The 22,102-nt window shown below is 67.3% G+C and carries 20 protein-coding genes and 1 riboswitch; of the genes, 13 read left to right on the top strand and 7 right to left on the bottom strand.

All coding sequences use genetic code 11. From position 1 onward, the window contains the following. Positions 1-17: 17 nt before the first annotated feature. On the bottom strand, positions 18-1,280 hold the full coding sequence (locus ABDC78_RS03135; protein ID WP_178361301.1) for a PE-PPE domain-containing protein: 1,263 nt from the start codon (positions 1,278-1,280) through the stop codon (positions 18-20). Between the two features lie 289 nt (positions 1,281-1,569). Then, positions 1,570-1,677: riboswitch (TPP riboswitch) on the top strand. Here ABDC78_RS03135 and thiD point away from each other — a divergent pair. The 5 genes from thiD (at position 1,672) to ABDC78_RS03110 (ending at position 5,518) form a co-directional block, all read left to right on the top strand. After that, positions 1,672-2,535, top strand: coding sequence for a bifunctional hydroxymethylpyrimidine kinase/phosphomethylpyrimidine kinase (gene thiD, locus ABDC78_RS03130; protein ID WP_178361300.1), 864 nt, complete (start codon positions 1,672-1,674; stop codon positions 2,533-2,535). Its footprint overlaps the riboswitch before it by 6 nt. After that, complete coding sequence (locus tag ABDC78_RS03125) at positions 2,535-3,155, top strand: alpha/beta family hydrolase (RefSeq protein ID WP_178361299.1); 621 nt, start codon at positions 2,535-2,537, stop codon at positions 3,153-3,155. The genes thiD and ABDC78_RS03125 overlap by 1 nt, the downstream gene beginning before the upstream one ends. A 14-nt stretch (positions 3,156-3,169) precedes the next feature. After that, positions 3,170-3,733, top strand: a complete 564-nt coding sequence (locus ABDC78_RS03120) for a septum formation family protein (protein WP_178361298.1) — start codon at positions 3,170-3,172, stop codon at positions 3,731-3,733. Between the two features lie 21 nt (positions 3,734-3,754). Then, complete coding sequence (locus ABDC78_RS03115; protein ID WP_178361297.1) at positions 3,755-5,242, top strand: NAD(P)/FAD-dependent oxidoreductase; 1,488 nt, start codon at positions 3,755-3,757, stop codon at positions 5,240-5,242. Between the two features lie 9 nt (positions 5,243-5,251). Continuing rightward, positions 5,252-5,518 (top strand): hypothetical protein, encoded by a 267-nt coding sequence (locus tag ABDC78_RS03110; RefSeq protein ID WP_178361296.1) that lies wholly within the window; start codon positions 5,252-5,254, stop codon positions 5,516-5,518. On the opposite strand, the gene ABDC78_RS03105 is transcribed toward ABDC78_RS03110, so the two are convergent. Further along, a complete protein-coding gene (locus ABDC78_RS03105; RefSeq protein WP_178361295.1) occupies positions 5,485-6,717 on the bottom strand; it encodes a TetR/AcrR family transcriptional regulator in 1,233 nt (410 codons plus the stop codon). The two genes, ABDC78_RS03110 and ABDC78_RS03105, sit on opposite strands and share 34 nt — an antisense overlap. Positions 6,718-6,821: 104 nt before the next feature. Between ABDC78_RS03105 and ABDC78_RS03100 the strand changes: the two genes are divergently transcribed. Together ABDC78_RS03100 and ABDC78_RS03095 are read left to right on the top strand one after the other, a co-directional pair. Further along, entirely contained in the window at positions 6,822-7,985 is a 1,164-nt protein-coding gene (locus ABDC78_RS03100; RefSeq protein WP_347133472.1) for an amino acid permease, read from the top strand. A gap of 24 nt (positions 7,986-8,009) precedes the next feature. Then, on the top strand, positions 8,010-9,290 hold the full coding sequence (locus tag ABDC78_RS03095; protein ID WP_178361294.1) for a solute carrier family 23 protein: 1,281 nt from the start codon (positions 8,010-8,012) through the stop codon (positions 9,288-9,290). Here ABDC78_RS03095 and ABDC78_RS03090 read toward each other — a convergent pair. Next, positions 9,235-10,410, bottom strand: a complete 1,176-nt coding sequence (locus ABDC78_RS03090) for an acyl-CoA dehydrogenase family protein (protein ID WP_178361293.1) — start codon at positions 10,408-10,410, stop codon at positions 9,235-9,237. The genes ABDC78_RS03095 and ABDC78_RS03090 overlap by 56 nt on opposite strands. A gap of 65 nt (positions 10,411-10,475) precedes the next feature. Between ABDC78_RS03090 and ABDC78_RS03085 the strand changes: the two genes are divergently transcribed. Continuing rightward, positions 10,476-11,684 carry an FAD-dependent oxidoreductase gene (locus tag ABDC78_RS03085; RefSeq protein WP_178361292.1) on the top strand — a complete coding sequence of 403 codons (1,209 nt, stop codon included), beginning with the start codon at positions 10,476-10,478 and terminating at the stop codon, positions 11,682-11,684. Beyond that, on the top strand, positions 11,681-12,028 hold the full coding sequence (locus ABDC78_RS03080) for a cupin domain-containing protein (protein WP_178361291.1): 348 nt from the start codon (positions 11,681-11,683) through the stop codon (positions 12,026-12,028). Before ABDC78_RS03085 ends, ABDC78_RS03080 begins: the two co-directional genes overlap by 4 nt. An 84-nt stretch (positions 12,029-12,112) precedes the next feature. On the opposite strand, the gene ABDC78_RS03075 is transcribed toward ABDC78_RS03080, so the two are convergent. Next, the gene (locus tag ABDC78_RS03075) at positions 12,113-14,119 is read right to left on the bottom strand and encodes an acetate--CoA ligase family protein (protein WP_178361290.1); all 2,007 of its coding nucleotides are present in this window, start codon (positions 14,117-14,119) and stop codon (positions 12,113-12,115) included. Continuing rightward, the gene (locus ABDC78_RS03070) at positions 14,116-15,738 is read right to left on the bottom strand and encodes an NAD(P)/FAD-dependent oxidoreductase (protein ID WP_178361289.1); all 1,623 of its coding nucleotides are present in this window, start codon (positions 15,736-15,738) and stop codon (positions 14,116-14,118) included. Before ABDC78_RS03070 ends, ABDC78_RS03075 begins: the two co-directional genes overlap by 4 nt. Positions 15,739-15,840: 102 nt before the next feature. On the opposite strand from ABDC78_RS03070, the gene ABDC78_RS03065 reads away from it, so the two are divergent. After that, entirely contained in the window at positions 15,841-16,464 is a 624-nt protein-coding gene (locus ABDC78_RS03065; protein ID WP_178361288.1) for a TetR family transcriptional regulator C-terminal domain-containing protein, read from the top strand. Here ABDC78_RS03065 and ABDC78_RS03060 read toward each other — a convergent pair. Beyond that, positions 16,451-17,590 (bottom strand): ABC transporter ATP-binding protein, encoded by a 1,140-nt coding sequence (locus ABDC78_RS03060; protein WP_178361287.1) that lies wholly within the window; start codon positions 17,588-17,590, stop codon positions 16,451-16,453. The genes ABDC78_RS03065 and ABDC78_RS03060 overlap by 14 nt on opposite strands. 10 nt (positions 17,591-17,600) lie before the next feature. Further along, the gene (locus ABDC78_RS03055; RefSeq protein ID WP_347133309.1) at positions 17,601-18,998 is read right to left on the bottom strand and encodes an aspartate aminotransferase family protein; all 1,398 of its coding nucleotides are present in this window, start codon (positions 18,996-18,998) and stop codon (positions 17,601-17,603) included. An 88-nt stretch (positions 18,999-19,086) separates the two neighbouring features. Between ABDC78_RS03055 and ABDC78_RS03050 the strand changes: the two genes are divergently transcribed. From ABDC78_RS03050 to ABDC78_RS03040, 3 genes are read left to right on the top strand one after another with little or no spacing between them, the layout of a single operon-like run. Next, on the top strand, positions 19,087-20,313 hold the full coding sequence (locus tag ABDC78_RS03050) for a spermidine/putrescine ABC transporter substrate-binding protein (protein WP_178361286.1): 1,227 nt from the start codon (positions 19,087-19,089) through the stop codon (positions 20,311-20,313). Then, entirely contained in the window at positions 20,271-21,203 is a 933-nt protein-coding gene (locus ABDC78_RS03045; protein WP_347133308.1) for an ABC transporter permease, read from the top strand. The genes ABDC78_RS03050 and ABDC78_RS03045 overlap by 43 nt, the downstream gene beginning before the upstream one ends. Continuing rightward, positions 21,200-22,081, top strand: coding sequence for an ABC transporter permease (locus tag ABDC78_RS03040; protein WP_178361285.1), 882 nt, complete (start codon positions 21,200-21,202; stop codon positions 22,079-22,081). Before ABDC78_RS03045 ends, ABDC78_RS03040 begins: the two co-directional genes overlap by 4 nt. Positions 22,082-22,102: the final 21 nt, after the last annotated feature.

Below are 22,102 nucleotides of genomic sequence, written 5' to 3'. Positions count from 1 at the left end.
ACGCGTCTCAGCAACCCCTATGACTCGTTGCCGCCGGTGTCGTTGCCGCCGGTGTCGTTGTCACCGGTGTCGTTGCCGCCCGTGTCGTTGTCACCGGTGTCCTCGTCGCCCTCGTCGTTGTCGCCCGGGCCGTTGTCCGCGGGCGGCTCACCGTCGTCCTCCTGCTGTTCTTGCTGCGGTTCCTCCTGCTCTTGGAGGTCCTCAGAGGGTTCTTCGCCGTCGAGTCCATCGGTGAGGTCGTCCTCGTCGAGCTTCCTCTTCTTGGCCGGCGGCTCGGTTTCTCCGGCAGTCGGTGCCACGACGGGCGGCGTGGAACCGCCGCCGAGTTCGCCCGCGGGACTCTTCAGGGGACCTTCGGGATCGGAACCGGTGACGTTCAAACCCGTGACATCGGAACCCGTGACGTCGGCCCCGGTGACGTTGGAAACAGCGAGTTCGGGACCATCAAGGTCTACCGGGGGAGCCACCGCAGGCCCGGTGGGAGGCGCCGGCAGCGGAGCCACGCCGTCGATCCATCCCTTCTGCGTCGAGGACCAGTTCCGGTTGTAGGCGCTGTCGATGATGGGCTTGAGCATCCTGTCCAGGAAGGCGACGAAATTCGGGTCCCAGAAGTCGCTTTCGTACATGTCGTGAAGTAGCGGAAGCCGTTCGGCCGGAATGATGATGGTCGTCCGCGTCCCGCCCAGCGCGTTCTGCTCGACCTTGTAGCGCGTCGGCAACGTCTGGATGTCATAGAAGGCCGCATCGACATGCCTCAACTTCGCGCCGTTGACCGCGTTGAGCACGGCGAGAATGTTGAACGGGTTATCCGGGAAGTCCGCGGTGCCGTCGTATTCCGCCGACACGAGGAGTACATCCCACGGCGTATCCGGCACCGGCTGATACTTGACGCCCACAAAGAAGATGCGACTGGGTGCGCCGTAGATGCCGATCGTCATCTCCTCCGGCAACGGCGGAGTCACCCCGTCCTCGGTGTCTTCCAGATCCTCCAGTAGGCGATAGATCACGTCGACAACGGACGGCGCCCCCTTGGACACCCCGCCGATAGTGAGAGGTGTTCCCAGTGCCGCCTGATGCGCGTAAATGGCGTTGTACAGGTTGTCCGAACCCTCCGGGATCGACTTCGCAAACTCGGCATCACCCGGGAACGGCACGCTGATGCGCGCGTCATAGTTCGCGAAGTACCCGCCGAACGCTGTCGTCATCTGTTCTTCGGTGAGTTGCGCATAGCTCCCCTCCCCGCCGACCAGCAGTGCGGTTGCGCCATTGGTACATCCCACCGTTCCGCAGGCTCCCCCTCCCGGCGGTGCGGCGATTGCTGTCGGCGACAGAAGAAATGAGCTACTGGCCAACATAGCAACGACAGCGCGTTTGGATATTTTCATCGTGCAACCCCCCTGGTAGGGCAGGAAACCCCCCACGAGTTCCCCTACAGGAGGCTGAGCGTACTCCACAAAATCGACGCGGCAAAGCAGTTTTAGCAAACATTTGTTGATTCACTAGATCTGCCGGTTGACGCACACCGGCGCTCGAGGTTCCGTCTGCACGGCGGCTGCGCTAGCGTGGCAGCGTCAACAACGCGGGAGCGTGCCCAGCGCGCTGAGAGGACGGGTAGGCCCGTCGACCGTACGAACCTGACCGGGTAATGCCGGCGTAGGGAGAAGCACCGGAATGTCCGTCGATCCAACTGCCACCACCGGCTCCACCTACCTCCCGCTCGCCCCGTCGGGGCAGACGCCGCTGCGGGTGATGACGATCGCGGGTTCGGACTCCGGCGGTGGCGCCGGGATCCAGGCCGACATGCGGACCTTCGCGATGCTGGGCATCCACGGCCTGGTCGCAGTCACCGCGGTGACGGTGCAGAACTCACTGGGCGTCAAGGGCTTTCATGAGATCCCACTGGACGTCATCGCCGGCCAGATCGAGGAGGTGGCCTCCGACATCGGGGTGCAGGCCGCCAAGACCGGCATGCTCGCGTCATCCGACATCATCAACACCATCGCCGAGGCCTGGGTCGGACAGGGCCTCGCGGGCAGCGTGCCGCTGGTCGTGGACCCGGTCTGTGCCTCCATGCACGGAGACCCGCTTCTGCACCCGAGCGCACTGAACTCGTTGCGGCAGAAGCTTTTTCCGCTGGCCACGCTGGTGACGCCCAACCTCGACGAGGTTCGGTTGCTGGTCGACATCGAGGTGGTCGATGCCGACACGCAGCGGGCCGCGGCCCGTGAACTGCACGCGCTCGGTCCGCAGTGGGCGCTGGTCAAGGGCGGACATCTGCGGTCCTCGACACACAGTCCGGATCTGTTGTTCGACGGCACCGAATTCCACGAGTTCGATTCCCCACGCATCAACACCGGCCACGACCACGGCGCCGGTGACACGCTCGCGGCCGCGATCGCCAGCGCCCTCGCGCACGGGTACCCGGTGCCCGACGCCGTCGCGTTCGGTAAACGCTGGGTCACCGAATGCCTGCGCGCCGCGTACCCGCTGGGGCAGGGTCACGGCCCGGTGTCCGCTCTGTTCCGGCTGGGCTGATGGACGACATCGCCGGCATCGTGCACGAGCCCGCAGGCACACCGGCGGGCGGTGTGGCCCTCACACACGGCGCCGGCGGCAACCGGGATTCTCCGATGCTCATCGCCACGTGTGAGGAATGGGCACGGCGCGGTTGGCTCGCGGTTCGCTACAACCTGCCGTACCGACGGCGCCGCCCCAAAGGACCTCCCTCGGGTGCCCAAGCGGCCGACCGGGCGGGCATCGTCGAGGCGGTGGAAGCGATGCGTGCACTGCTCGGAGACCCGGAACTTCCCGTGGTCGCCGGAGGCCACTCCTACGGCGGACGCCTCACCTCGATGGCAGTCGCCGATGACGGCCTCGAACTCGACGTGCTCACGCTGTTCTCCTACCCTCTGCACCCGCCGGGCAAGCCCGAACGTGCCCGCACCGAGCACCTACCGCGCATCGCCGTCCCGACCGTGTTCACCCACGGAACCGCGGACCCGTTCGGCAGCATCGACGAGATCGCCCCGGCCGCCGCCCTGATCGCCGCCCCCACCCGGATCGTCGAGATCACCGGCGCGCGTCACGATCTCGCTTCCAGGAAACTCGACGTTCCGGCCCTTGCGGTCGACGCGGCGCTGCACCTACTCGACTGAGCTATCGTCGCGGTGTGTCCGTGCCGCCTCAGGGGCCACCCCCGCCTCCACCTCCTTACGGCCCCGGTGGATACCCACCGCCTCCTCCCCCACTTCCGTACCCGGGTGGCTACCAGCCTCCGCCGCCGCCGAGGAAGACGAACTGGTGGTTGATCGGCGGCATCGTGCTCACGGTGCTGGTGGTCTTGTGCATCGGCGCGGTGATCGTGTTCAAGGCGGTCATCGGTCCCGGCAACGTGACGGCAACCGACGTCGCCGTCGGTGACTGCCTGGCCGAGATCCCCGACGGTGACGAGGTACTCCGGGTCCAGACGGTCGGCTGCGATGAACCACACGCCGGAGAGGTGTTCGCTGTTCTCCTGATGCCCGACGGTGACTTCCCGGGTATGGAGGCAATCGAGGCCTACCACGACAAATGCGGCCCTGAGCTCGCGACTTACTCGCCCGCGGCGATGACCGACGATTCGGTTCAGCTCTACGTCCTGTATCCGACCGCGGAGACCTGGGCCGCCGGTGACCGTGCTGTGACCTGCATTGCGACCCTCGACCCGCCCCGGACCGGTTCCCTCAGAGGCTGATACCTCGGGTACCGTCTACCCATGACTTCGGAGCACTTCGACGCGGTCATCGTGGGAGCCGGCTTTGCAGGCATCGGCGCTGCCATCCAGTTGAAGCGGATGGGCTACGAGAACTTCGTCATCCTGGACCGCGAGGACGACCTCGGCGGGACGTGGTACGTCAACCACTACCCGGGCCTGGCGGTCGACGTCCCCACGACCACTTACTCGTACTACTTCGAGCCGAACCCGAACTGGTCCCGGCTGTTCTCCACCGGTGACGAGATCAAGCAGTACGCCGACGACGTCGCGGACAAATACGACGTGCGCCGCCACATCCGGTTCAGCATCACCGTCCAGGGCGCCCGCTGGGACGACGACACCCAGCGGTGGCATGTCGCCCTGGCCGACGGCGCGACGCTGACGACCCGCTACCTGATCACCGCGACCGGCTTCCTGTCCCAACCGCACATCCCCGACATCCCGGGGATCACGGAGTTCGACGGGCGCATCATCCACACCACGGCGTGGGACGACTCCTACGACCCGACCGGTGAGCGGGTCGGCATCATCGGCACCGGCGCCACCGCGGTTCAGCTGATCCCGGAACTGGCGAAGAAGGCCGCTGATCTGACGGTGTACCAGCGGACCCCGATCTGGGTGGTGCCCAAGGTCGACTTCCGGTTCTCCGAGCGCGCCAAGCGACTGTTCGCTCGGATGCCGTTGACGCAGAGAATGATCCGGTGGGTCACCGACACGATCTATGAGCTGATGATCTCGGTGGCGGTGCTGCACAATCGACAGACCCGCGGACGGTTCAACATCGGGGCGAGCGATCTGGCGAAGATGCACCGGTTCGCGACCATCCGGGACAAGGAGCTGCGGGACAGGCTCACCCCCGACTACGACTTCGGATGCAAACGACCCACCTTCTCCAACAGCTACTACCGCAGCTTCACCAAGCCTCATGTGCACCTGCAGGACAACGGCATCGCGCGGATCGAATCGGACGGCATCGTCGGCAACGACGGCCGGAAGACGGCCATCGACACCCTGGTGCTCGCCACCGGCTTCGATCTGTGGGAGGCCAACTTCCCCGCCATCGAGGTCATCGGACGCGACGGCCGCAATCTGGGTAAGTGGTGGCGCGAGAACAGGTTCCAGGCATATCAGGGTGTCTCGATGCCGCTGTTCCCCAACTATCTGTCACTCGCCAGTCCCTACGCCTTCCTCGGGTTGAACTTCTTCAACACGATGGAGTATCAGATGCGACACATGCAGCGTCTCTTCGACGAGATGAAACGCCGTGACGCCACGACGTTCGAGGTCACCGACGAAGCCAACACCCGGTTCCTGGATCGGATGACCGAACTGCTCGGCGATTCGTTGTTCGTCAACGGCAACTGCGCATCGGCACGCTCGTACTACTTCAACCCCAGTGGTGAGCCGACCCTGCTGCGGCCCACATCCACCCGTAAAGCCATCGAAGAAGCCAGCGACTTCCCGCTGAGCGACTACCAGATCAACTAGGAGTCACGAGTGCCGAAAGAGAATTCACGTGCCGCGACCGTCGCCGGAGTGGCGCTCGCCGGGGCCGGGTTGGCGCACTTCGCCGTCCCGCAGCTTTTCGAGGGGCTCACCAAGCCTGCGTTTCCCACCAACACCCGGCAGCACGTGTACATCGACGGCGGTATCGAGACCGTCGTGGGACTCGGACTCGCGGCTCAGCGCACCCGCAAGCTGGCCATCGCGGGCCTGATCGGATACCTGCTCTACTTGACCGGCAACGTGGTTCGCAACCGGTAGCGTCCCAGCAGCGTCAGCTCCACCAACCGTTCCACGGTTGCCCTCGCCTCGTGCGAGTTCGAATAGTGCACCAGCCGGCCGATGTCGATCACCAGCGACATCGCGGCGTGCACCGCGAAGCGCGCCTGCGCGGCAGTCCATTCCGGCCGGACCGACACCACCAGCTCGACCCACGACTCCACGGTGGACCGTTGCAGGTCGCGCAGGATGCGCTGATCCGCCGCTGTCAGGTTGAGACGTTCGCTGTAGTAGACGTTCTCGAGTTCGGGTTGGTCGAAGGAGCGGGTCACGTAGAAGTCGATCACCGCTGACAGCGATTCCTCGGGAACGCTGACGGTCGCCATCACCGCCGACAGTTCGGCGGACAACCTGTCGGAGGCTCGCCGGAACGCCGCGGCGAGGATGTCGGACTTTCCCGAGAAGTACTTGTAGATAGCGGACGTCGGAATGCCCACCGCCGAGGCGATGTCATCCATCGTGGTGTCGCGATAACCCTCGAGGTTGAACAGCCGTAGCGACTCCGTCAGCAGCGCTTCGTATTTGGACGAGTCCACTCGCCGGGAGCCGTCGGCCGCCGCCAGTGGGGTGGGCGTCTCGGGCAGCTCCGCGGTGAGCACCTTGCGCACGAGCTGACCCAGCAGCTCATGTACCTGGGCAGCGGGCAGTTTGGCCCGATGATCGACGATGCTGCCGATCACCGACAACACCGCGGTGGACACCGTCGAACGCTGCCGGACGGTGAGCTCCGGCCGAAGCACCATCAGCGGCCGGTGGATCCGGTGATGCACCGTCCGCAACTGGTCGATCAGCAGTGCCTGGTCCTCGTCGTGCAGATACCGGGCCTCCCAGCGGTACAGGCCTCCGGAAGCCCTGTTGGCCATCGCGATGCCGATGAGCGCCGACACCAGCCGGTCCAGTACCTGCTGCGGGTCGTCCCCATCGATCTCCGCGGTGCCGTCCACCAGCTGCTGACCGAGGTTGAGGACCGCACCGCGGAAGAGTTCGTACTTGCTCGAGTAGTGGCGGTACAGCGCCGCTGCCGAGATTCCGACCCGCGAGGCGATGGTCTCCATGCTGACCCCGTGGTAACCCAGCTCGCTGAACGCCTCGGCCGCCGCGCGTGCGATCTGCGCCTTGCGGTCCCTGGGCCGACGCCGGATGCCACCGGCATCGCGGTCGTCAGCGGCGGTGCGCGCCATGGCGCTCACGATAACGGAGACTGGTCACCGTGACTTCGTCCGACAGCCCGCAGTTGCAGCGACGGCTCGGGACTTTCGACACCGTCACCATCGGGCTCGGCGCGATGGTGGGGGCGGGGATCTTCGTCGCGCTCGCCCCGGCCGCGGCGGCGGCAGGCTCCGGCCTGTTGATCGGTCTGGCCGTCGCCGCCGTCGTGGCGTGCTGCAACGCGATGTCCTCGGCCCGACTGGCGGCGCGCTATCCGCAGTCCGGCGGCACCTATGTGTACGGCCGCGAGCGGCTCGGTCCGTTCTGGGGCCACACCGCGGGGTGGAGTTTCGTCGTCGGCAAGACGGCGTCCTGCGCGGCGATGGCGCTCACGGTCGGGTACTACGTGTGGCCGGCGTATGCGAACGCGGTGGCGGTCGCGTCGGTGGTCGCGCTGACCGCCTTCGGTTACGCGGGGATCCAGAAGTCGGCTCTGCTCACCCGGGTCATCGTCGCGCTGGTGCTCGCGGTGCTGGCGATGGTGGTGATCGTCGTACTGGGCTTCGGCGACCCCGACCCCGCGCGGCTGGCAGTGGACGACGCCACCGGCTACGGCGTGCTCCAGGCGGCGGGTCTGCTCTTCTTCGCCTTCGCGGGGTACGCGCGGATCACCACCCTCGGGGAGGAGGTCCGCGATCCCGCGAGGACGATTCCGCGCGCCGTGCCGCTGGCTCTGGGCATCGTTCTGGTCGTCTACGCCGTGGTCGCCGTCGCGGTGCTCGCACAACTGGGCAGCGCCGGCCTCGCGACGGCCGAGGCGCCGCTGTCCGAGGCGGTGCGTGCCGCGGGCTTCCCGGCGCTGGTTCCGGTGGTCGGTGTCGGCGCAGCGGTCGGGGCGCTGGGGGCGCTGCTGGCACTCCTGCTCGGCGTGTCCAGGACCACCCTGGCCATGGCCCGCGATCACCACCTGCCCCACGCGCTGGCTGCGGTGCACCCCCGCCACGGGACGCCACACCGCGCGGAGTTGGCCGTGGGGGTCGCGGTCGCACTGGTCGCCGCCGTCGTCGACGTCCGCAGCGCCATCGGCTTCTCGTCGTTCGGGGTGCTGTTGTACTACGCGATCGCCAACGCGTCGGCGCTGACGCTGGGTGCGGGCCGGCTGCTGCCCGCCGTCGGACTGGCCGGCTGCCTGACGCTGGCGGTGACGCTTCCGCTGACCGCGGTCCTGGCCGGGACTGCGGTGGTGCTGATCGGCATGGTCGCCTACTCGGCTAGCGGCATCCGCCGTCATGGTGTGTAGTCGCATATCGTGGCCCTCACCTGGATGACGTGGAAGCCTGTCGACTCCCGGTCGGATCCCGACTTCGTGGTCGCCCCCGACGAACGGCTGAGCTGGCCGCGAACCCTCGGCCTGGGAGCCCAGCACGTGGTGGCGATGTTCGGCGCCACGTTCCTGGTGCCGGTGCTCACCGGCTTCCCGCCGGCCACCACCCTGCTGTTCTCCGGCGTCGGCACCGTGTTGTTCCTGCTGATCACCGGCAACCGCCTGCCGAGCTACCTCGGGTCGAGCTTCTCGGTGATCGCACCGGTCACCGCGGCCGTCGCGGCGCAAGGCACCGGCAGTGCGCTCGGCGGAATCGTAGCGGTAGGTCTGTTGCTGATCATCGTCGGCGCGGTCGTCCATCTGGCCGGCACCCGCTGGCTCGACCTGACGCTGCCGCCGGTGGTCACGGGCGCGGTCGTCGCGCTCATCGGCTTCAACCTGGCACCGGCAGCCAAGACCAACTTCGAACAGGGACCGCTGCTGGGGATCGTCACGCTGGTCCTTCTGGTCGGCGCGCTCGCCTTCTTCCGCGGCATGATCGGCAGGCTCGCGATCTTCCTGGCGGTGGTTGCGGGCTATCTTCTCGCGCTGCTCCTCGGGGACGTGGACACCTCCGGCATCGGCGCTGCACCGTGGATCGGCCTCCCGGAGTTCCAGACGCCGGCATTCTCGCTGGCGGTGCTGCCGATGTTCCTGCCCGCGGTGATCGCGCTGATCGCCGAGAACATCGGCCACGTCAAGTCGGTCGGCCAGATGACCCGCACCGACATGGACCCGCTGATGGGGCGCGCGCTGGCCGCCGACGGCGTGGCCACGACGCTGGCCGGGTTCGGCGGCGGGTCGGCGACCACGACCTACGCCGAGAACATCGGGGTGATGGCCGCGACCCGCGTCTACTCGACCGCTGCGTACTGGGTCGCCGCGGCGGTGGCGATCGTACTGTCGCTGTGCCCCAAGGTCGGTGCGGTGATCTCGGCGGTCCCGGCGGGCGTGCTCGGCGGCGCCACCATCGTGCTCTACGGGCTGGTCGGCATCCTCGGCGTGCGGATCTGGCTGACCAATCACGTGGACTTCTCCAAGCCGGTCAATCAGATGACGGCGGCGATCCCGTTGATCATCGGCATCGCCGACTTCACCTGGCAGATCGGCACTCTGACGTTCACCGGCATCGCACTGGGGTCCATCGCCGCGCTGCTGATCTACCACGGCATGCTGCTGCTGGGCTTCAGGCAGGGTCGAGCAGAGCCGACGGACCACGATTCATCAGCTGACGCCCGATGATGATGCGCTGAATCTCACTGGCGCCCTCCCAGATCCGCTCCACCCGTAGCTCGCGGAACAGCCGCTCCGCGACGTTCTCCCGCATGTAGCCGCGGCCGCCGAAGATCTGCACCGCGCGGTCGGCCGCCCGTCCGGCCATCTCCGAGCAGTAGAGCTTGGCCATCGACGCCTGTCCGTGCAGCGTCTTGCGGTCGTGGCCCGCGTCGATCGACCGGGCGACCTCGTAGAGCATGGTGCGGGCGGCGAACAACTCCGTCGCGCTGTCGGCGAGCATGCCCGCCACCAACTGGTGCTCGCCCAGCGGGCGACCGTCGACGACCCGTTCCCGCGCGAACACCGTCACCTCGTCGAGCAGTCGCTGCGCCGCACCCACGCAGCGGGCAGCCACCATCATCCGCTCGAAGCGGAACCAGTCCTGGGTGAAGGTCATCGCTCCGCCCTCCTGTCCCACGAGGTTCGCCGCAGGCACCCGCACCTCGTTGAACTCCACGATCGGGTGTTCATCGGCAATGTTGTGCGAATACTGCGGTGAGCGAACGACTTCCACACCCGGCCAGGGAAGGTCGACGATCAGCAGCACATGATCCCCAGCCGCCGGCCCGTTGGACAGCACGGCTTCGACGAAGACATAGTCGGCCAGGTTGAACGAGGTGACGTGCCACTTCACCCCGTCGAGGACGTACTCGTCGCCGTCACGGCGCGCGGTGGTCTGCAGCGCCGAGACGTCCGATCCGGCGAACTCCTCGGTAATCGCATAGGCCTCGTGCTTCTCGCCCCGCACCGACGGCAGCAGCCAGGTGTCGACCTGATACCGGGTGGCCACCTCCGGCCACCACTGCGGCGGTGTCGCCATCACCCACCCGAGGCCGTTGGACACCCGGCCGCACTGCTCCTGAACCAGGACCTGCTGCAGCGCAGTGCATCCCGGGCCACCGACCGAGGTGGGCATGTTGGTCGCATACAGCCCCAGTTCGATCGCGCGCGACCGATGCTCGGCGACGACGTCCTTGGGCAGGACCCCACCGGCGAGTTCCGCCTCGACCTCGAAGGGCATCAGGGACTCGACGAAGTCACGCGCGGTGTCGCGGATGCGGAGATCCTCGGCTGTCAGCCCGTACATCCGGGTACCTCGATCCTGGTCATTCCACTTGACTGAGCGTTCAGTCTATGTCAGCGTTCCGTAGTATGACCAGCTTCCGCAACGCCGATGTGGTGGTGGTCGGCGGCGGCACGGTCGGGGCGTGGACCGCTGCACTGCTCGCCGAGAACAGCACGCTCGAGGTGGTTCTGCTCGAAGCGAGAACGCTGGGTGACGGCGCCAGCAGCCGCGCCGCCGGAATGGTCCGCGCCCAGGGCGGTACCGAGACCGCGATCCGCCTCGGCCTGCGCAGCCAGGAGTTCTACTCCGAGAGCGGCGAACGTTTCCCCCTGGACTGCGGGTTCGTCCGCCAGGGGTACCTGATGCCGTGCTTCACCCCCGGCGAAGTAGCCCAGGCACACGACCGCATCGCGCTGCAGCAGTCTCTCGGGCTGGATGTCGAATGGCTCTCTGGTGACGACATCGACAGCCGTGCAACCGGTTTGGCTCCAGGGTCAACCCTCGGCGCGTCCTATGCCCCCGGCGACGGTTACCTCGACGCACCCCGCAACGTGCTGGCCTACACCGCCGCGCTGACCGCGACCGGCGTCGACGTCCGGGAACGGTGCGCCTTCACCGGCCTGCGGACCTCCGGAGGCCGGGTCGTCGGCGTCAACACCTCCGAGGGCCCGATCGACACCGGGCGGGTGGTGCTCACCGGCGGCCCCCAACTCGCCGAGGTGGGCGCACGCGCCGGAGGCCGCATCCCCGCGGGCGGCGCGCGGCACCAGGTCGTCGTCACCGCACCGCTTCCGCTCGATGTCCACGAACTTCCGATGGTCTTCGATGTCACCTCCGGGATCTACTGGCGGCCCGGTGAAGCCGGCGGGCTGCTGTGGGGAATGAGCAACCCCGACGAATCGCCCGGACCGGCCATCGATTTCGACACCGCTTACTTCCTCACCGCCCAGAAGCGGATCGAAGCCCTGCTGCCCTCCGTGGTCGGACTCGGGCTGCGCCGTTCGTGGGCGGCCACCATCGACTACACACCCGACCACCTGCCCATCCTCGGTCCGCTGCTCACCGACGACGGACCGGTGCAGGGCACCGTGGTCGCCAGCGCGGCAGGCCACGGCATGATGTGGGGCCCGGCAGTGGCGCAGGTCGCCGCGGAACTGACGAAGTTCGGCGAGTGCGATTGGCTCGACCTCACCGACCTCGGACTCGACCGTTTCGACGCCGACGGCAACAGTCGCCTGGCGCCCGAACCCATCTCGCTACCGTTCCCCGAAACTCTGGAGAAGATCTCGTCATGACCACGCCTGTATTGACCTCGCTTCTGCCCGGTGCCGCCGAGGCCGAACTCGAGGACTGGGGGCCACTTCCCGAGGCGACCGGAGATCCGATGGCGGTGCACGGCCTCGAGTTGTGGGTCGACGGCACGAAGTCGGCGGGCATCTGGCAGTGCTCCGCAGGCCCGTCGTACTGGCGCCAGGAGGAGAACGAGGTCATCTACGTGCTGTCGGGGCGCATGACGGTCACCCTCGACGGCGGGGACGCCGTCGACGTCGGGGCAGGTGACATCGCCGTGTTCCCGCAGGGATGGGCCGGCACCTGGGTGATCCACGAGACGTTGCGCAAGGTCTACGTGGTGTTCTGAGCCACGGGGTGCCGCGGTTTGCCGCGGTTTGCCGCGGAATAGCATTCCTGGCTGCGGATTCCAGACCATTCGCGACCAGGAATGCTATTCCGCGGGGATCACCAGGACGTCGACTGCGACCGCTCCGTCGGGCGACACGATCACCGGGTTGGCCTCGACGGCCGCCCACTCCTCGCCCAGTTCTGCTGCCATCACCCCGAAAGCGACGACAACGTCGGTCAGCGCCGCGATGTCCGCAGGCGGCCCACCGCGCCACCCAGCAAGAAGCGGCCGGATCCGCAGCGAATCGAGCATCTCGGCGGCCCGGCGACGGGACACCGGCGGACACGCGATCGCCCTGTCGGCCAGCAGTTCGACCAGGGTTCCGCCTGCAGCGACGACCACCAGCGGACCGAAAGCGTCGTCACGGACGAACCCGACCGAGATCTCGACCCCTGGCGGCGCCATCGCCGAGACAGTCACCGACGGCCCGAGATTCTCCGCGATCGCCAGGTAGGACCGCTGCAGCGCATCGTCGTCGGCGATGTCGAGAAGCACGCCGCCGACGTCGCTCTTATGCTCTACTCCAACGGTTTTCATCACCACGGGATATCCGATGGCGGCCGCGGCGGTCAGGGCACCGTCGAGGCTGTCGGCGGTGCCTGTCGGCACCACCGGTACGCCGTAGTCGGCCAGCAGGTCGAAACCGTTCCCCGACGACTGTCGGGGGCGCTGCTCGAGGTGTTCCGGAGCGTCGACCGGTAGCGGCCACCGCGCCAGGTGCGCCATCGCGACGAGCCCGCTGCGGGTGCTCTCCAGCACGGCAATACCGCGGTCCCGCAACTGCTGCGCTGTCTTTCGGTCGATCGCCGACGGCACCGATGCCAGCACCGCCAGCGGCGCGCCGGTACGGCCGGCGACGTCGAGCACGGCGTCGGCATAGGCGGTGTCGCCGTCGAATTCGGCGACCAGGTCCACAGCCAACGCGGTCACCGCGACGGACGGGTCGTCGGTCATCGCCTGCAGGCAGGCCCCGAACAGCGAGCGGGTGTCGGTGCCAGTCCCCCAGACGTCGAGCGGATTGGTCGGCGTCAGCCCGTCGTCGAGCCTGGCACCGATCGTCGCGGTCGTCTCCGCGGACAGCGCCGCGAACTCGACGCCCAGGTCGTGGGCCAGATCTGCGGTCAGGGCCCGTTCGGCGCCCGAGTCGTGCACCGTCGCGATCAACCCCCCGCGGGAGCGCCGACCTGCAGCGAACATCTCGAGCGTATCGGTGAACTCCGCCATATCGCTGACGTGCACCGCGCCGACGGCCGCGCAGAACGCTTGCCACACAGCACTTTCCCCAGCGAGGGCACCTGAGTGCGCGGCCACCATCAATCGTCCTCGCGGAGAACCGCCCACGGTCAGGATGACGACCGGTACGCCCCGCTCCGCTGCACGCAGCAGCGAACGGCGCAGCCGGGTGACCGACCGCGGCGTCTCCATCAGCAGCGCGATGAGCGACGTATCCGGGTCATCGAGCGCATGGTCGACGTAGTCGGCGGTGTCGGTGACAAGCTCCTGCCCCGAGGACACGGCGTGCCGGAAGCCGAACCCGCGGTTGGCACGCAGCAGCGTGGAGAAGGCCGAACCGGAATGGGTGACAAGGCTGATCAACCCTCTCGGCAACGGATCGGGTTCGAGGTAGCCCAGCGCCCGCACGCCGGATGCAGCGTTCACGAAGCCCATGCACCCCGGACCGCACAGCGCCATGTCGGCGCCGGTGGCAATCGACGCGACGTCGGCGCCGAGCCCGTGAGCGGCGCCGAAGACCACGGCCGACCGGGCACCGATGTCCGCCGCAGCGCGGAGCTGATCGATCAGCGCGGCATCGGGAACGCCCAGCAGCACCAGGTCCACGGACTCGCTCAGGTCCGACAGTGATGGCACGCAGGGCAATTCACCGATACGGCGGTAGCGCGGATTCACCAGGTGCACCCGTGCGGAGCTGCGCAGCGCCTCGGTGACCATGCGGGCGCCGAAGCTGTCGGGCCTGGCGCTGGCACCCACCACGGCCACGGACCGGGCGCCGAGCATGGCGGCGACGGCCACCCGTCGTGCATCCGTCATCTGCGCGAGAAGCGCTTCTTCTTGGTGTCCGCCAACGCCGCACGGGCCGCCTGCCACCCCGGGATGCCGCACACCCCGCCGCCGGCGTGAGTCCCCGAGCTCCCGTTGTACAGACCCTTGACCGGGGTGCGGTAGTCGGCGTATCCCGGCGCGGGCCGCATGTGGAAGAGCTGTTCGAGCGACAACTCGCCGTGGAAGATGTTGCCGCCGATCAGACCGTACTCCTGCTCCATCTCGTGGGGGCCGACGATGTCGCGGTGCAGGATCGAGGATTTGAAGCCCGGTGCCACCTGGTCGTAGAGGTCGATCAGACGGTCGGCGTAGGCATCCAACTCCTCGGTGTGCGGGGCGTCGGCCCAGTTCGCGGGCACCCACTGGGTGAACAGCGACATGATGTGGGTGCCATCGGGATTCAGCGTCTTGTCCAGCGTCGTGGGGATGACACCGTCGCTGAACGGCAGCAGCGCCGGCCGGCCGACCCGGGCGTCCTGGAACGCCGTCTCGATGTACTCGATCGTCGGCGCCATCTCGACCGACCCGGTGTGGTGCTCGGCGAGACCACTGCTGGGGTCCGCGGTGAAGTTTGGCAGTTCATCGAGTGCCAGGTTGATCTTGACGACGCCGCTTCTGGTCTTGAAGTGCTCGATGTCCGAGACGAAGTCGCCGGGTAGCTCGTGGCGCGGAATGTGCTCCAGGAAGGCGATCTTCGGATGCAACGTGGTGACCACCAGCGGTGCGGTGATCTCCTCGCCGCTGGCCAGTACCGCGCCGCGGACCTCACCGCCGCGCACCAGCAGCGAAGCGACCTTCGCGTTGGTCCTGATCTCGGCGCCGAAGCTGCGTGCCGATTTCGCGATCGCCTCCGAGACCGCGCCCATGCCGCCCTCGGGGTAGCCCCAGCTGCCGAGTTGTCCGTCGCCGACGTCACCGATCGAGTGGTGGGCCATCACGTAGGCGGTGCCCGGCTCGTACGGTCCGGCCCACGTGCCGATGACGCCGTTGACCGCGAGTGCTCCCTTGATCTGGGGGGACTCGAACCAGTCGTCGAGCAGGTCGGCGATGCTCATGGTGAGCAGGCGGGTGACGTCGCCCATCATGCGGGTGGTCATGCCGCGCTGGCTCCAGCCCAGCTTCGCGAGATCGAACAGGTCGGACGGCTTGTGCGAGCCGATGTTCGGCGGCACCTGGGTCAGCAGCGGGCCCATCACCTCAGCGATGCCCTCCAGCCAGGCGTTCCACTTCGGCCACGCGTCGGCGTCCTTCCTGGAGAACCTGGCCAGCTGCTCGTGGGTCCGCGCCGGGTCGTCCTCGTAGATCGTCAGCGAACCCCCCTCGGGGAAGGCCTGGTAGTAGGGGCCCATCGGATGCACCTTGTAGCCGTGCCGCTCCAGGCTCAGCTCCCGGACGATCGTGGGTGGCATCAGGCTCATCACGTAGGACAGCCGGGTGACCCGCAGCTCGGGAGCGTCCGGCCACGGTGCCTCCGTGGTGGCCGCCCCGCCGAGGGCGCCGCGGGATTCCAGCACCAGCGTGCGGGCGCCGGATCGGGCCAGGTAGGCCGCCGACACCAATCCGTTGTGTCCGCCGCCGATCACCAGGGCGTCGTAGTTGTTCGACATCACCGACCTGCTTTCACCCGCCTTGACTGACTGTTCAATCTAACCAAGTGCTAGGCTTCAGACAAGTGTCAGCGCTGCACGAGAAGGGGGTCTGAGCGCCTCATGGCCGAACCCGCACCTGCGACGGAGCAGAACGAGGGCAGACGCATCGGGATGTTGCGCGCCGCAGCGGAGCTGATCTGCGAACGCGGTTTCGGCGACACCCGGATCGCCGATGTCGCCAAGCGCGCCGGGGTGAGTTCGGCGTTGGTGATCTACTACTTCGGCACCCGCGACCGACTGCTGGTCGACGCACTGCGCTACTCCGAGGAATCGTTCTACGAAGCCGCCGAGAAGATGCTGGCCGAGGTGACCTCGCTGCGTGAACGACTCTCGCTGCTGATCCGGTGGACGTGTGTGCCCGAGCGGGACGGCGACATCGCAGGAGCCTGGGGACTGTGGTTCGACCTGTGGGCGCAGGCCTTCCGGCACGACGAGATCAAAGCCGGCAGAGTCGAACTCGACGCGCGGTGGCGCACGATGATCGTTGATGCGGTGCGCTCCGACGAACTCGACACCGCGGTGGACGCGCGGATGTTCGCGCTCGAGTTCGCCGCTCTCCTCGACGGGCTGTCCATCCAGGTCGCACTCGAGGATCCCGAGGTCGACTCGGACGTCGCCTACGACATCGCGATGCGCTTCGCCGAGCGCGAGCTCAACCTCGGATCAGCCGTCAAGCGTCGCTGAGGACCGGATCGGTCACCGGTGTGGCCGCGCTGCGATGCAGCACGCGCACGGCGTCGTGGGTACACACGCAGCTGACGTCGTCCCCGGTCGCGTGGGTGACCGATTGCGGGCCCGAACGGTTGGGCACCTCGACGATCAGATCCGTCGGCGCGCCGACCTCGACGTGCACCTGCGTGCAGTTACCGAGGTAGACAACATGTTTGACGGTACCGCCGATCACGTTGCAGCCGGGCGGCACGGGTTCGTCCGGGGTGTGCAGGCTGATGCGTTCGGGCCGGACGACGATCGCGGCCGCCCCGGGTGCCGGGGTGGACGGCCCGTCGCCAACGGCGGCGACCAGCCGAGTGCCCAGAGCTGAGCAGGTCGCCGACCCCGCGTCGGTCTCGAGGATGTCGGCGTCGAAGATGTTGGCAGCTCCGAGGAAACCGGCCACGAACGTCGTCGCCGGGGCGGCGTAGATCTCCTGCGGCGGCCCGACCTGTTCGACGCGCCCCTCCGCCAGCACCGCGATCTGGTCGCTCATCGTGAGCGCTTCCTCCTGATCGTGGGTGACGTAGACGAACGTGATGCCGATCTCGCGTTGCATGCCTCGCAGTTCCAGCTGGAGTTGCTTTCGCAGCGCGGCATCCAGTGCACCGAGTGGCTCGTCGAGCAGCAGCACGCGGGGCCGCAACACCAGCGCGCGGGCCAGCGCGACGCGCTGCTGCTGTCCGCCCGAGAGTTGCGCCGGTTTGCGCTTGGCATAGGTGTCCATGCGCACCAACTCCAGAGCCTCTCCGACGCGGCGCGTGGTCTCCTCGCGTGACGCCTTCTGGTATTTCAGACCGAAGGCGACGTTGTCCCACACCGACATGAACGGGAACAGCGCGTAGGTCTGGAAGACGGTGTTGACCGGACGCCGGTGCGGAGGGTCTGCGACCACGTCGCGGCCGTCGAGTTCGATGCGGCCGGAGTCTGGTTTCTCGAAGCCCGCGATCATCCGCAGGGTGGTCGTCTTTCCACAGCCAGACGGACCGAGCAGCGAATAGAACTGTCCCGCAGGGATATCCAGATCGATGCCGGTCACTGCCGGATATCCGTCGAACGACTTGGCCAGCTGATGCAGCCGGATCGCGCCGCCGGTCACATCACGCCGATCACGAAGACACCGCGGCGGCGAACCGGGCGAAGTTCGCCGCGAACCTGTCGACATCGTCGCGGGAGTGCTGGACCGACAACAGCCATTGCTCCACCTTCCCCCATGGTGGGAGGAAGACGCCACCGTTGTGCTGCATCAGCCAGTGCAGGTGGCCGAGTCGGGCGTCGATCTCGAGGAAGTCCCGGAACTCCCGCACCGGATCCTTGCGGAACGTCACGCAGCCCTTGGCGCCTTCGGTCACCACGCGCCATTGGAAGCCGTGCTCGGCGATCACCGCGTTCAGTGAGTCGCGCAGCCGCGACGACAGTTCGGCGAGGTGTGCGTAGCTGTCAGCGGTGAGGACCTCGGAGAGCGTGGCGCGGGTTGCGGCCATGGCCAGCGGATTGCCGTTGAACGTGCCGACCTGCTCGTAGCGGCCGTCGCCGATCGCAGACATCACGTCGCGGGTGCCGCCGATCGCGGCGACCGCGATGCCACCACCGAGCGCTTTCGCCAGACACACCATGTCGGGCACCACGCCACTGCGCGCGGTGATTCCACCCGGGCCGGTGGTGAAACCGGTCTTCACCTCGTCGTAGATCAGGAACGCGTCCTCGGCGTGCAGCAGATCCCGGATGGTCACCAGGTAGCCGTCATCGGGTGGGATGATGCCGGCATTCATCATCACCGGTTCCAGGATCATCGCGGCGATCCGGCCACGATGCCGCGCCAGCGCGCGGGCGACGGCACCGGGGTCGTTGAAGGGCACCACGACCACCAGATCCCTTATGGCGCTGGGAATTCCGGAGTTTCCCGGCACCGACGTCGGTGAGTCGCGGGGCCCGACCTCGTCGGCCTCGGGTAGCACCGACACCTGCACCGAGTCATGGTGTCCGTGGTAGCAGCCCTCGACCTTGATGATCAGGTCGCGACCGGTCAGCGCGCGGGCCAGGTGCACGGCGTCCATGGTGGCCTCGGTGCCGGAGTTGGCGAACCGCCACAGCGGCAGGTCGAAACGTCGGGCGAGTTCCCCGGCGATCCAGATCGCGTCCTCGGTCGGCTGCGCGAAGTGTGTGCCCCGGCGCACCTGGTCGCTGACGGCCGCGACGATGGCCGGATGGGCATGTCCGGCGATGGAAGCGCCGTAGCCGCCGTGCATGTCGACGTACTCGTTGCCGTCGACGTCGTAGACCTTGGATCCGCTGCCGTGACTCATCCACACGGCCTGCGGCTCGGCGATCTGCCAGTTCGACGTCGCACCGCCGGCGAGATGTTCACCGGCGACCGCGATGAGCTCGGTGCTGCGCGGTTGGCGCCGCAGGAAGATCTGTTCCTGTTCGGCGATCCGCGCATCGATGCCGTCCGGATCGTCGCAGTCCCCGCCGGTCAACGGGCTTTCCTTCACCGACGAAGCCACCAGGAAACCTCCGCGCTATCGGTTGACTGAGCATTCAGTCTATGCGAGAGTCCTACCAGCGACAAGACGCGAGAACTCGGGAGGCCCGATGCCAGAGCACACCACCCGACGGCAGTTCCTGACGCGCGCAGCGATTCTCGCTGCCGGCGTGCCGACGCTCGGGACCGTCCTCGCCGCCTGCGGCGGATCGGATACCCCGGAGTCGACCCCGTCGCTGTCGCTTGCCTCCCCTGAAAATCCCGTCACGTGGCCCATCGCCGACGACAACCCGCCCATCGCCGACGGCCTGGCGCCGGAGACCGGCACGCTCAAGCTCTACAGCTACGCCGACTACGTCAGCCCGGACGCCGTCAAGTCGTTCGAGGACAAATACGGCGTGACGGTGGAGATCTCGACGTTCAACGATGGCGGCGAGGCTCTGACGAAGCTGCGCAGCGGCGTCGACTTCGACATCTACAACGCCAACTACACCGAGATCAGCCGACTGGTCACCGGCGGACTGTTGCGTCCGCTCAACCACTCCTACATCGGGAACATCACCAACGTCTGGCCCAGCTTCACCAACCCCTGGTACGACCAGGAGTGGCGCTACAGCGTGCCCTACACGATCTACACCACCGGCATCGGCTGGCGGGCCGACCAGGTGCCCGAAGACATCGGGGCGCTGCAGAACCCGTACGACTCGTTCTGGGATCCGCGCTACCGGGGCAAGACCGCCGTGCTCGACGACTGGCACACCACGATGGCGATGGTGTTGCTGCGCAACGGCATCACCGATGTCAACACCTCCTCGGAGGCCGATCTCGCGATGGTCGGCGAGCAACTCGAGACGCTGGTCGAGGCCACCTCCCCGAAAGTGACCATCACGGCCTACAACGATCTGCCCGCCGGTCAGTTGGGGCTTGCGCAGATGTGGTCCGGGGACATCATCAACGCCCAGGCATATCTGCCCGAGGGCACCGGACCCGAGGTGCTGCGGTACTGGTTCCCGTTCGACGGTCGCGGAATGGTCGACAACGACATGCTCGTGACGCTCAAGGGCGGGAAGAACCCGGTGCTGGCCCACCTGTTCCTCGACCACATGCTCGACCCCGAGGTCGCGATGCAGAATTTCTCCGCCATCGGCTACCAACCGCCCCAGACCTCCATCAACCCGGACGCCCTGGTGGCCGACGGCTTCATCCCGGAGAACCTGTCCGCAGCGATCGTCGACCCCGAGTGGTTCGATGCCGGCTACCGGGTCCTCGAACTCGACCCCACCAACGACGCGGCGTGGCAGAACGTATGGCGCACCTTCAAGGCCGGCGGGTCCTGAGATCCTCCCGCGGGATATGGCCCGCACTCGCCGCGCCCGGCCTGATCTGGCTGCTGCTGTTCTTCGTCGCGCCGATGTATGTCGTGCTGTGCATCGTGTTCGGCAGGCTCGACCCGATCTTTCGCACGGCGGTGCCGGTGTGGAATCCGTTGCAGTGGGATCCCTCCCAGTTCATGTATGTGATCAACCGGATCGTCGGTCCCGACGGTGTCTTCGGACCCGCTCTGCTGCGCACGGCGGTGTTCGTGCTCACCGCGAGCGCACTGTGCCTGCTGATCGCGTTCCCGGTCGCGTACTACGTGGCCCGGCTGTCGGGCAAGCGCAAGGGCCTGCTGCTGACGCTGCTCATCGCCCCGTTCTGGATCAGCTACATGATGCGGATGTTCGCCTGGGTCAACCTGCTTCAGGACGACGGGCTGGTGAACAGGGTCCTGAGCCTGGGCGGGCTGTTCACCCCTGACGTCAACTGGTTGACCGGCCAACCCGTCGTGGTGATCCTCGGGTTGGTGTACGGCTATGTGCCGTACATGATCCTGCCGCTCTACGCGGGCCTGGACCGACTGTCACAACCCATGATGGAGGCCTCCCGGGATCTGGGCGCCGACCGTGTGTCGTCGTTCTGGCGGGTGACCCTGCCGCTGAGCCGGCCCACCGTCGTCGCGGCCCTGCTGCTGACATGCCTTCCCATGCTGGGCGACTACTTCACCAGCGACATGCTCTCGGCGTCACCGAAGACGGCCATGGTCGGCAACCTGATCAACGACAGCGTGCTCACCCCCGGTCAGACGGGGCAGGCGGGCGCCTTCGTGATGCTGGTGTTCCTGGCCGCGTTGCTGCCCATGCTGTACTACATCCGGGTCACCGGGAGACGGTCCGAGGTCGCCTCGTGAGGGGTCCGGTGGCGTGGTGGAACGACCCGTGGCGACCGCCACGGATCCTCGTCGCGGTCACCGTGGGATATCTGCTCTGGTCGTTGTTGCCGGTGCTGGTCGCGGTGATGTTCTCGTTCAACGACGGGCGGTCCCGCACTGTCTGGCAGGGTTTCTCGTTCCGGTGGTACTGGGGCGACGAGACTCTGTCGGTATGGCATGACGCGACACTGCACAACGCGCTGCTGCAGACCCTCAAGCTCGGCGTCGTCGCCACCCTCATCACGGTTCCCCTCGGGGTGCTGTTCGCGCTCGGCATCGACAGGTGGCGCGGCCGACTGCCGTCGGGCGCCAACTTCCTGATGCTGCTGGCCTTCGTGCTGCCCGAGGTGCTTCTGGCCGTCTCGCTGTTGTTCGTGATCACCACGGTCGCGCTGCCGGTTCAACTCGGCACCACCGCGCAGGTCATCGGACTCGTGACGTTCCAGGTGTCCTACCCCGCCGTCCTGGTGCGCGCCCGGCTCGCGACCATCGGTCCCCAATACGAGGAAGCGGCAATGGATCTCGGCGCATCGCCGGTGGGTGCGCTGCGCCGGGTCATCATGCCGATGTTGATCCCGGCGATCTTCGCCAGCACCGTGCTGGTGTTCGCCGACGTCATCGACGACTTCGTGATGGTGCGGTACCTGTCCGGTGGCGCATCGTCGGAACCGGTCTCGGTGAAGATCTACAACACCGCCCGCGGCGCACCCACCCCTGCGCTCAATGCGCTGGCCACCCTGCTGCTGCTGACCGCTCTGGCCGCCGTGACGATCGGTTATCTGGTGTACCGCAGGATGACCCGCAACGACGCCACCACCGCCGGCCGCGGCATCGGTGGCTTCGCGGGAGAGATGTGAGCCGTCGCCGCGGTAGACCGG

Origin of the sequence: Mycobacterium sp. DL (genome assembly GCF_039729195.1) — a bacterium.
GTDB lineage: Bacteria > Actinomycetota > Actinomycetes > Mycobacteriales > Mycobacteriaceae > Mycobacterium > Mycobacterium hippocampi_A.
This window is presented reverse-complemented; position numbering and strand designations above follow the sequence as displayed.

Excerpts from the sequence above, each read along its gene's own strand:
- thiD (WP_178361300.1), top strand. The coding sequence starts at position 1,672 with ATGTCCGTCGATCCAACTGCCACCACCGGCTCCACCTACCTCCCGCTC.
- ABDC78_RS03125 (WP_178361299.1), top strand. The coding sequence starts at position 2,535 with ATGGACGACATCGCCGGCATCGTGCACGAGCCCGCAGGCACACCGGCG.
- ABDC78_RS03115 (WP_178361297.1), top strand. The coding sequence starts at position 3,755 with ATGACTTCGGAGCACTTCGACGCGGTCATCGTGGGAGCCGGCTTTGCA.
- ABDC78_RS03105 (WP_178361295.1), bottom strand. The coding sequence starts at position 6,717 with ATGGCGCGCACCGCCGCTGACGACCGCGATGCCGGTGGCATCCGGCGT.
- ABDC78_RS03100 (WP_347133472.1), top strand. The coding sequence starts at position 6,822 with ATGGTGGGGGCGGGGATCTTCGTCGCGCTCGCCCCGGCCGCGGCGGCG.
- ABDC78_RS03095 (WP_178361294.1), top strand. The coding sequence starts at position 8,010 with ATGACGTGGAAGCCTGTCGACTCCCGGTCGGATCCCGACTTCGTGGTC.
- ABDC78_RS03090 (WP_178361293.1), bottom strand. The coding sequence starts at position 10,410 with ATGTACGGGCTGACAGCCGAGGATCTCCGCATCCGCGACACCGCGCGT.
- ABDC78_RS03085 (WP_178361292.1), top strand. The coding sequence starts at position 10,476 with ATGACCAGCTTCCGCAACGCCGATGTGGTGGTGGTCGGCGGCGGCACG.
- ABDC78_RS03080 (WP_178361291.1), top strand. The coding sequence starts at position 11,681 with ATGACCACGCCTGTATTGACCTCGCTTCTGCCCGGTGCCGCCGAGGCC.
- ABDC78_RS03075 (WP_178361290.1), bottom strand. The coding sequence starts at position 14,119 with ATGACGGATGCACGACGGGTGGCCGTCGCCGCCATGCTCGGCGCCCGG.
- ABDC78_RS03070 (WP_178361289.1), bottom strand. The coding sequence starts at position 15,738 with ATGTCGAACAACTACGACGCCCTGGTGATCGGCGGCGGACACAACGGA.
- ABDC78_RS03065 (WP_178361288.1), top strand. The coding sequence starts at position 15,841 with ATGGCCGAACCCGCACCTGCGACGGAGCAGAACGAGGGCAGACGCATC.
- ABDC78_RS03050 (WP_178361286.1), top strand. The coding sequence starts at position 19,087 with ATGCCAGAGCACACCACCCGACGGCAGTTCCTGACGCGCGCAGCGATT.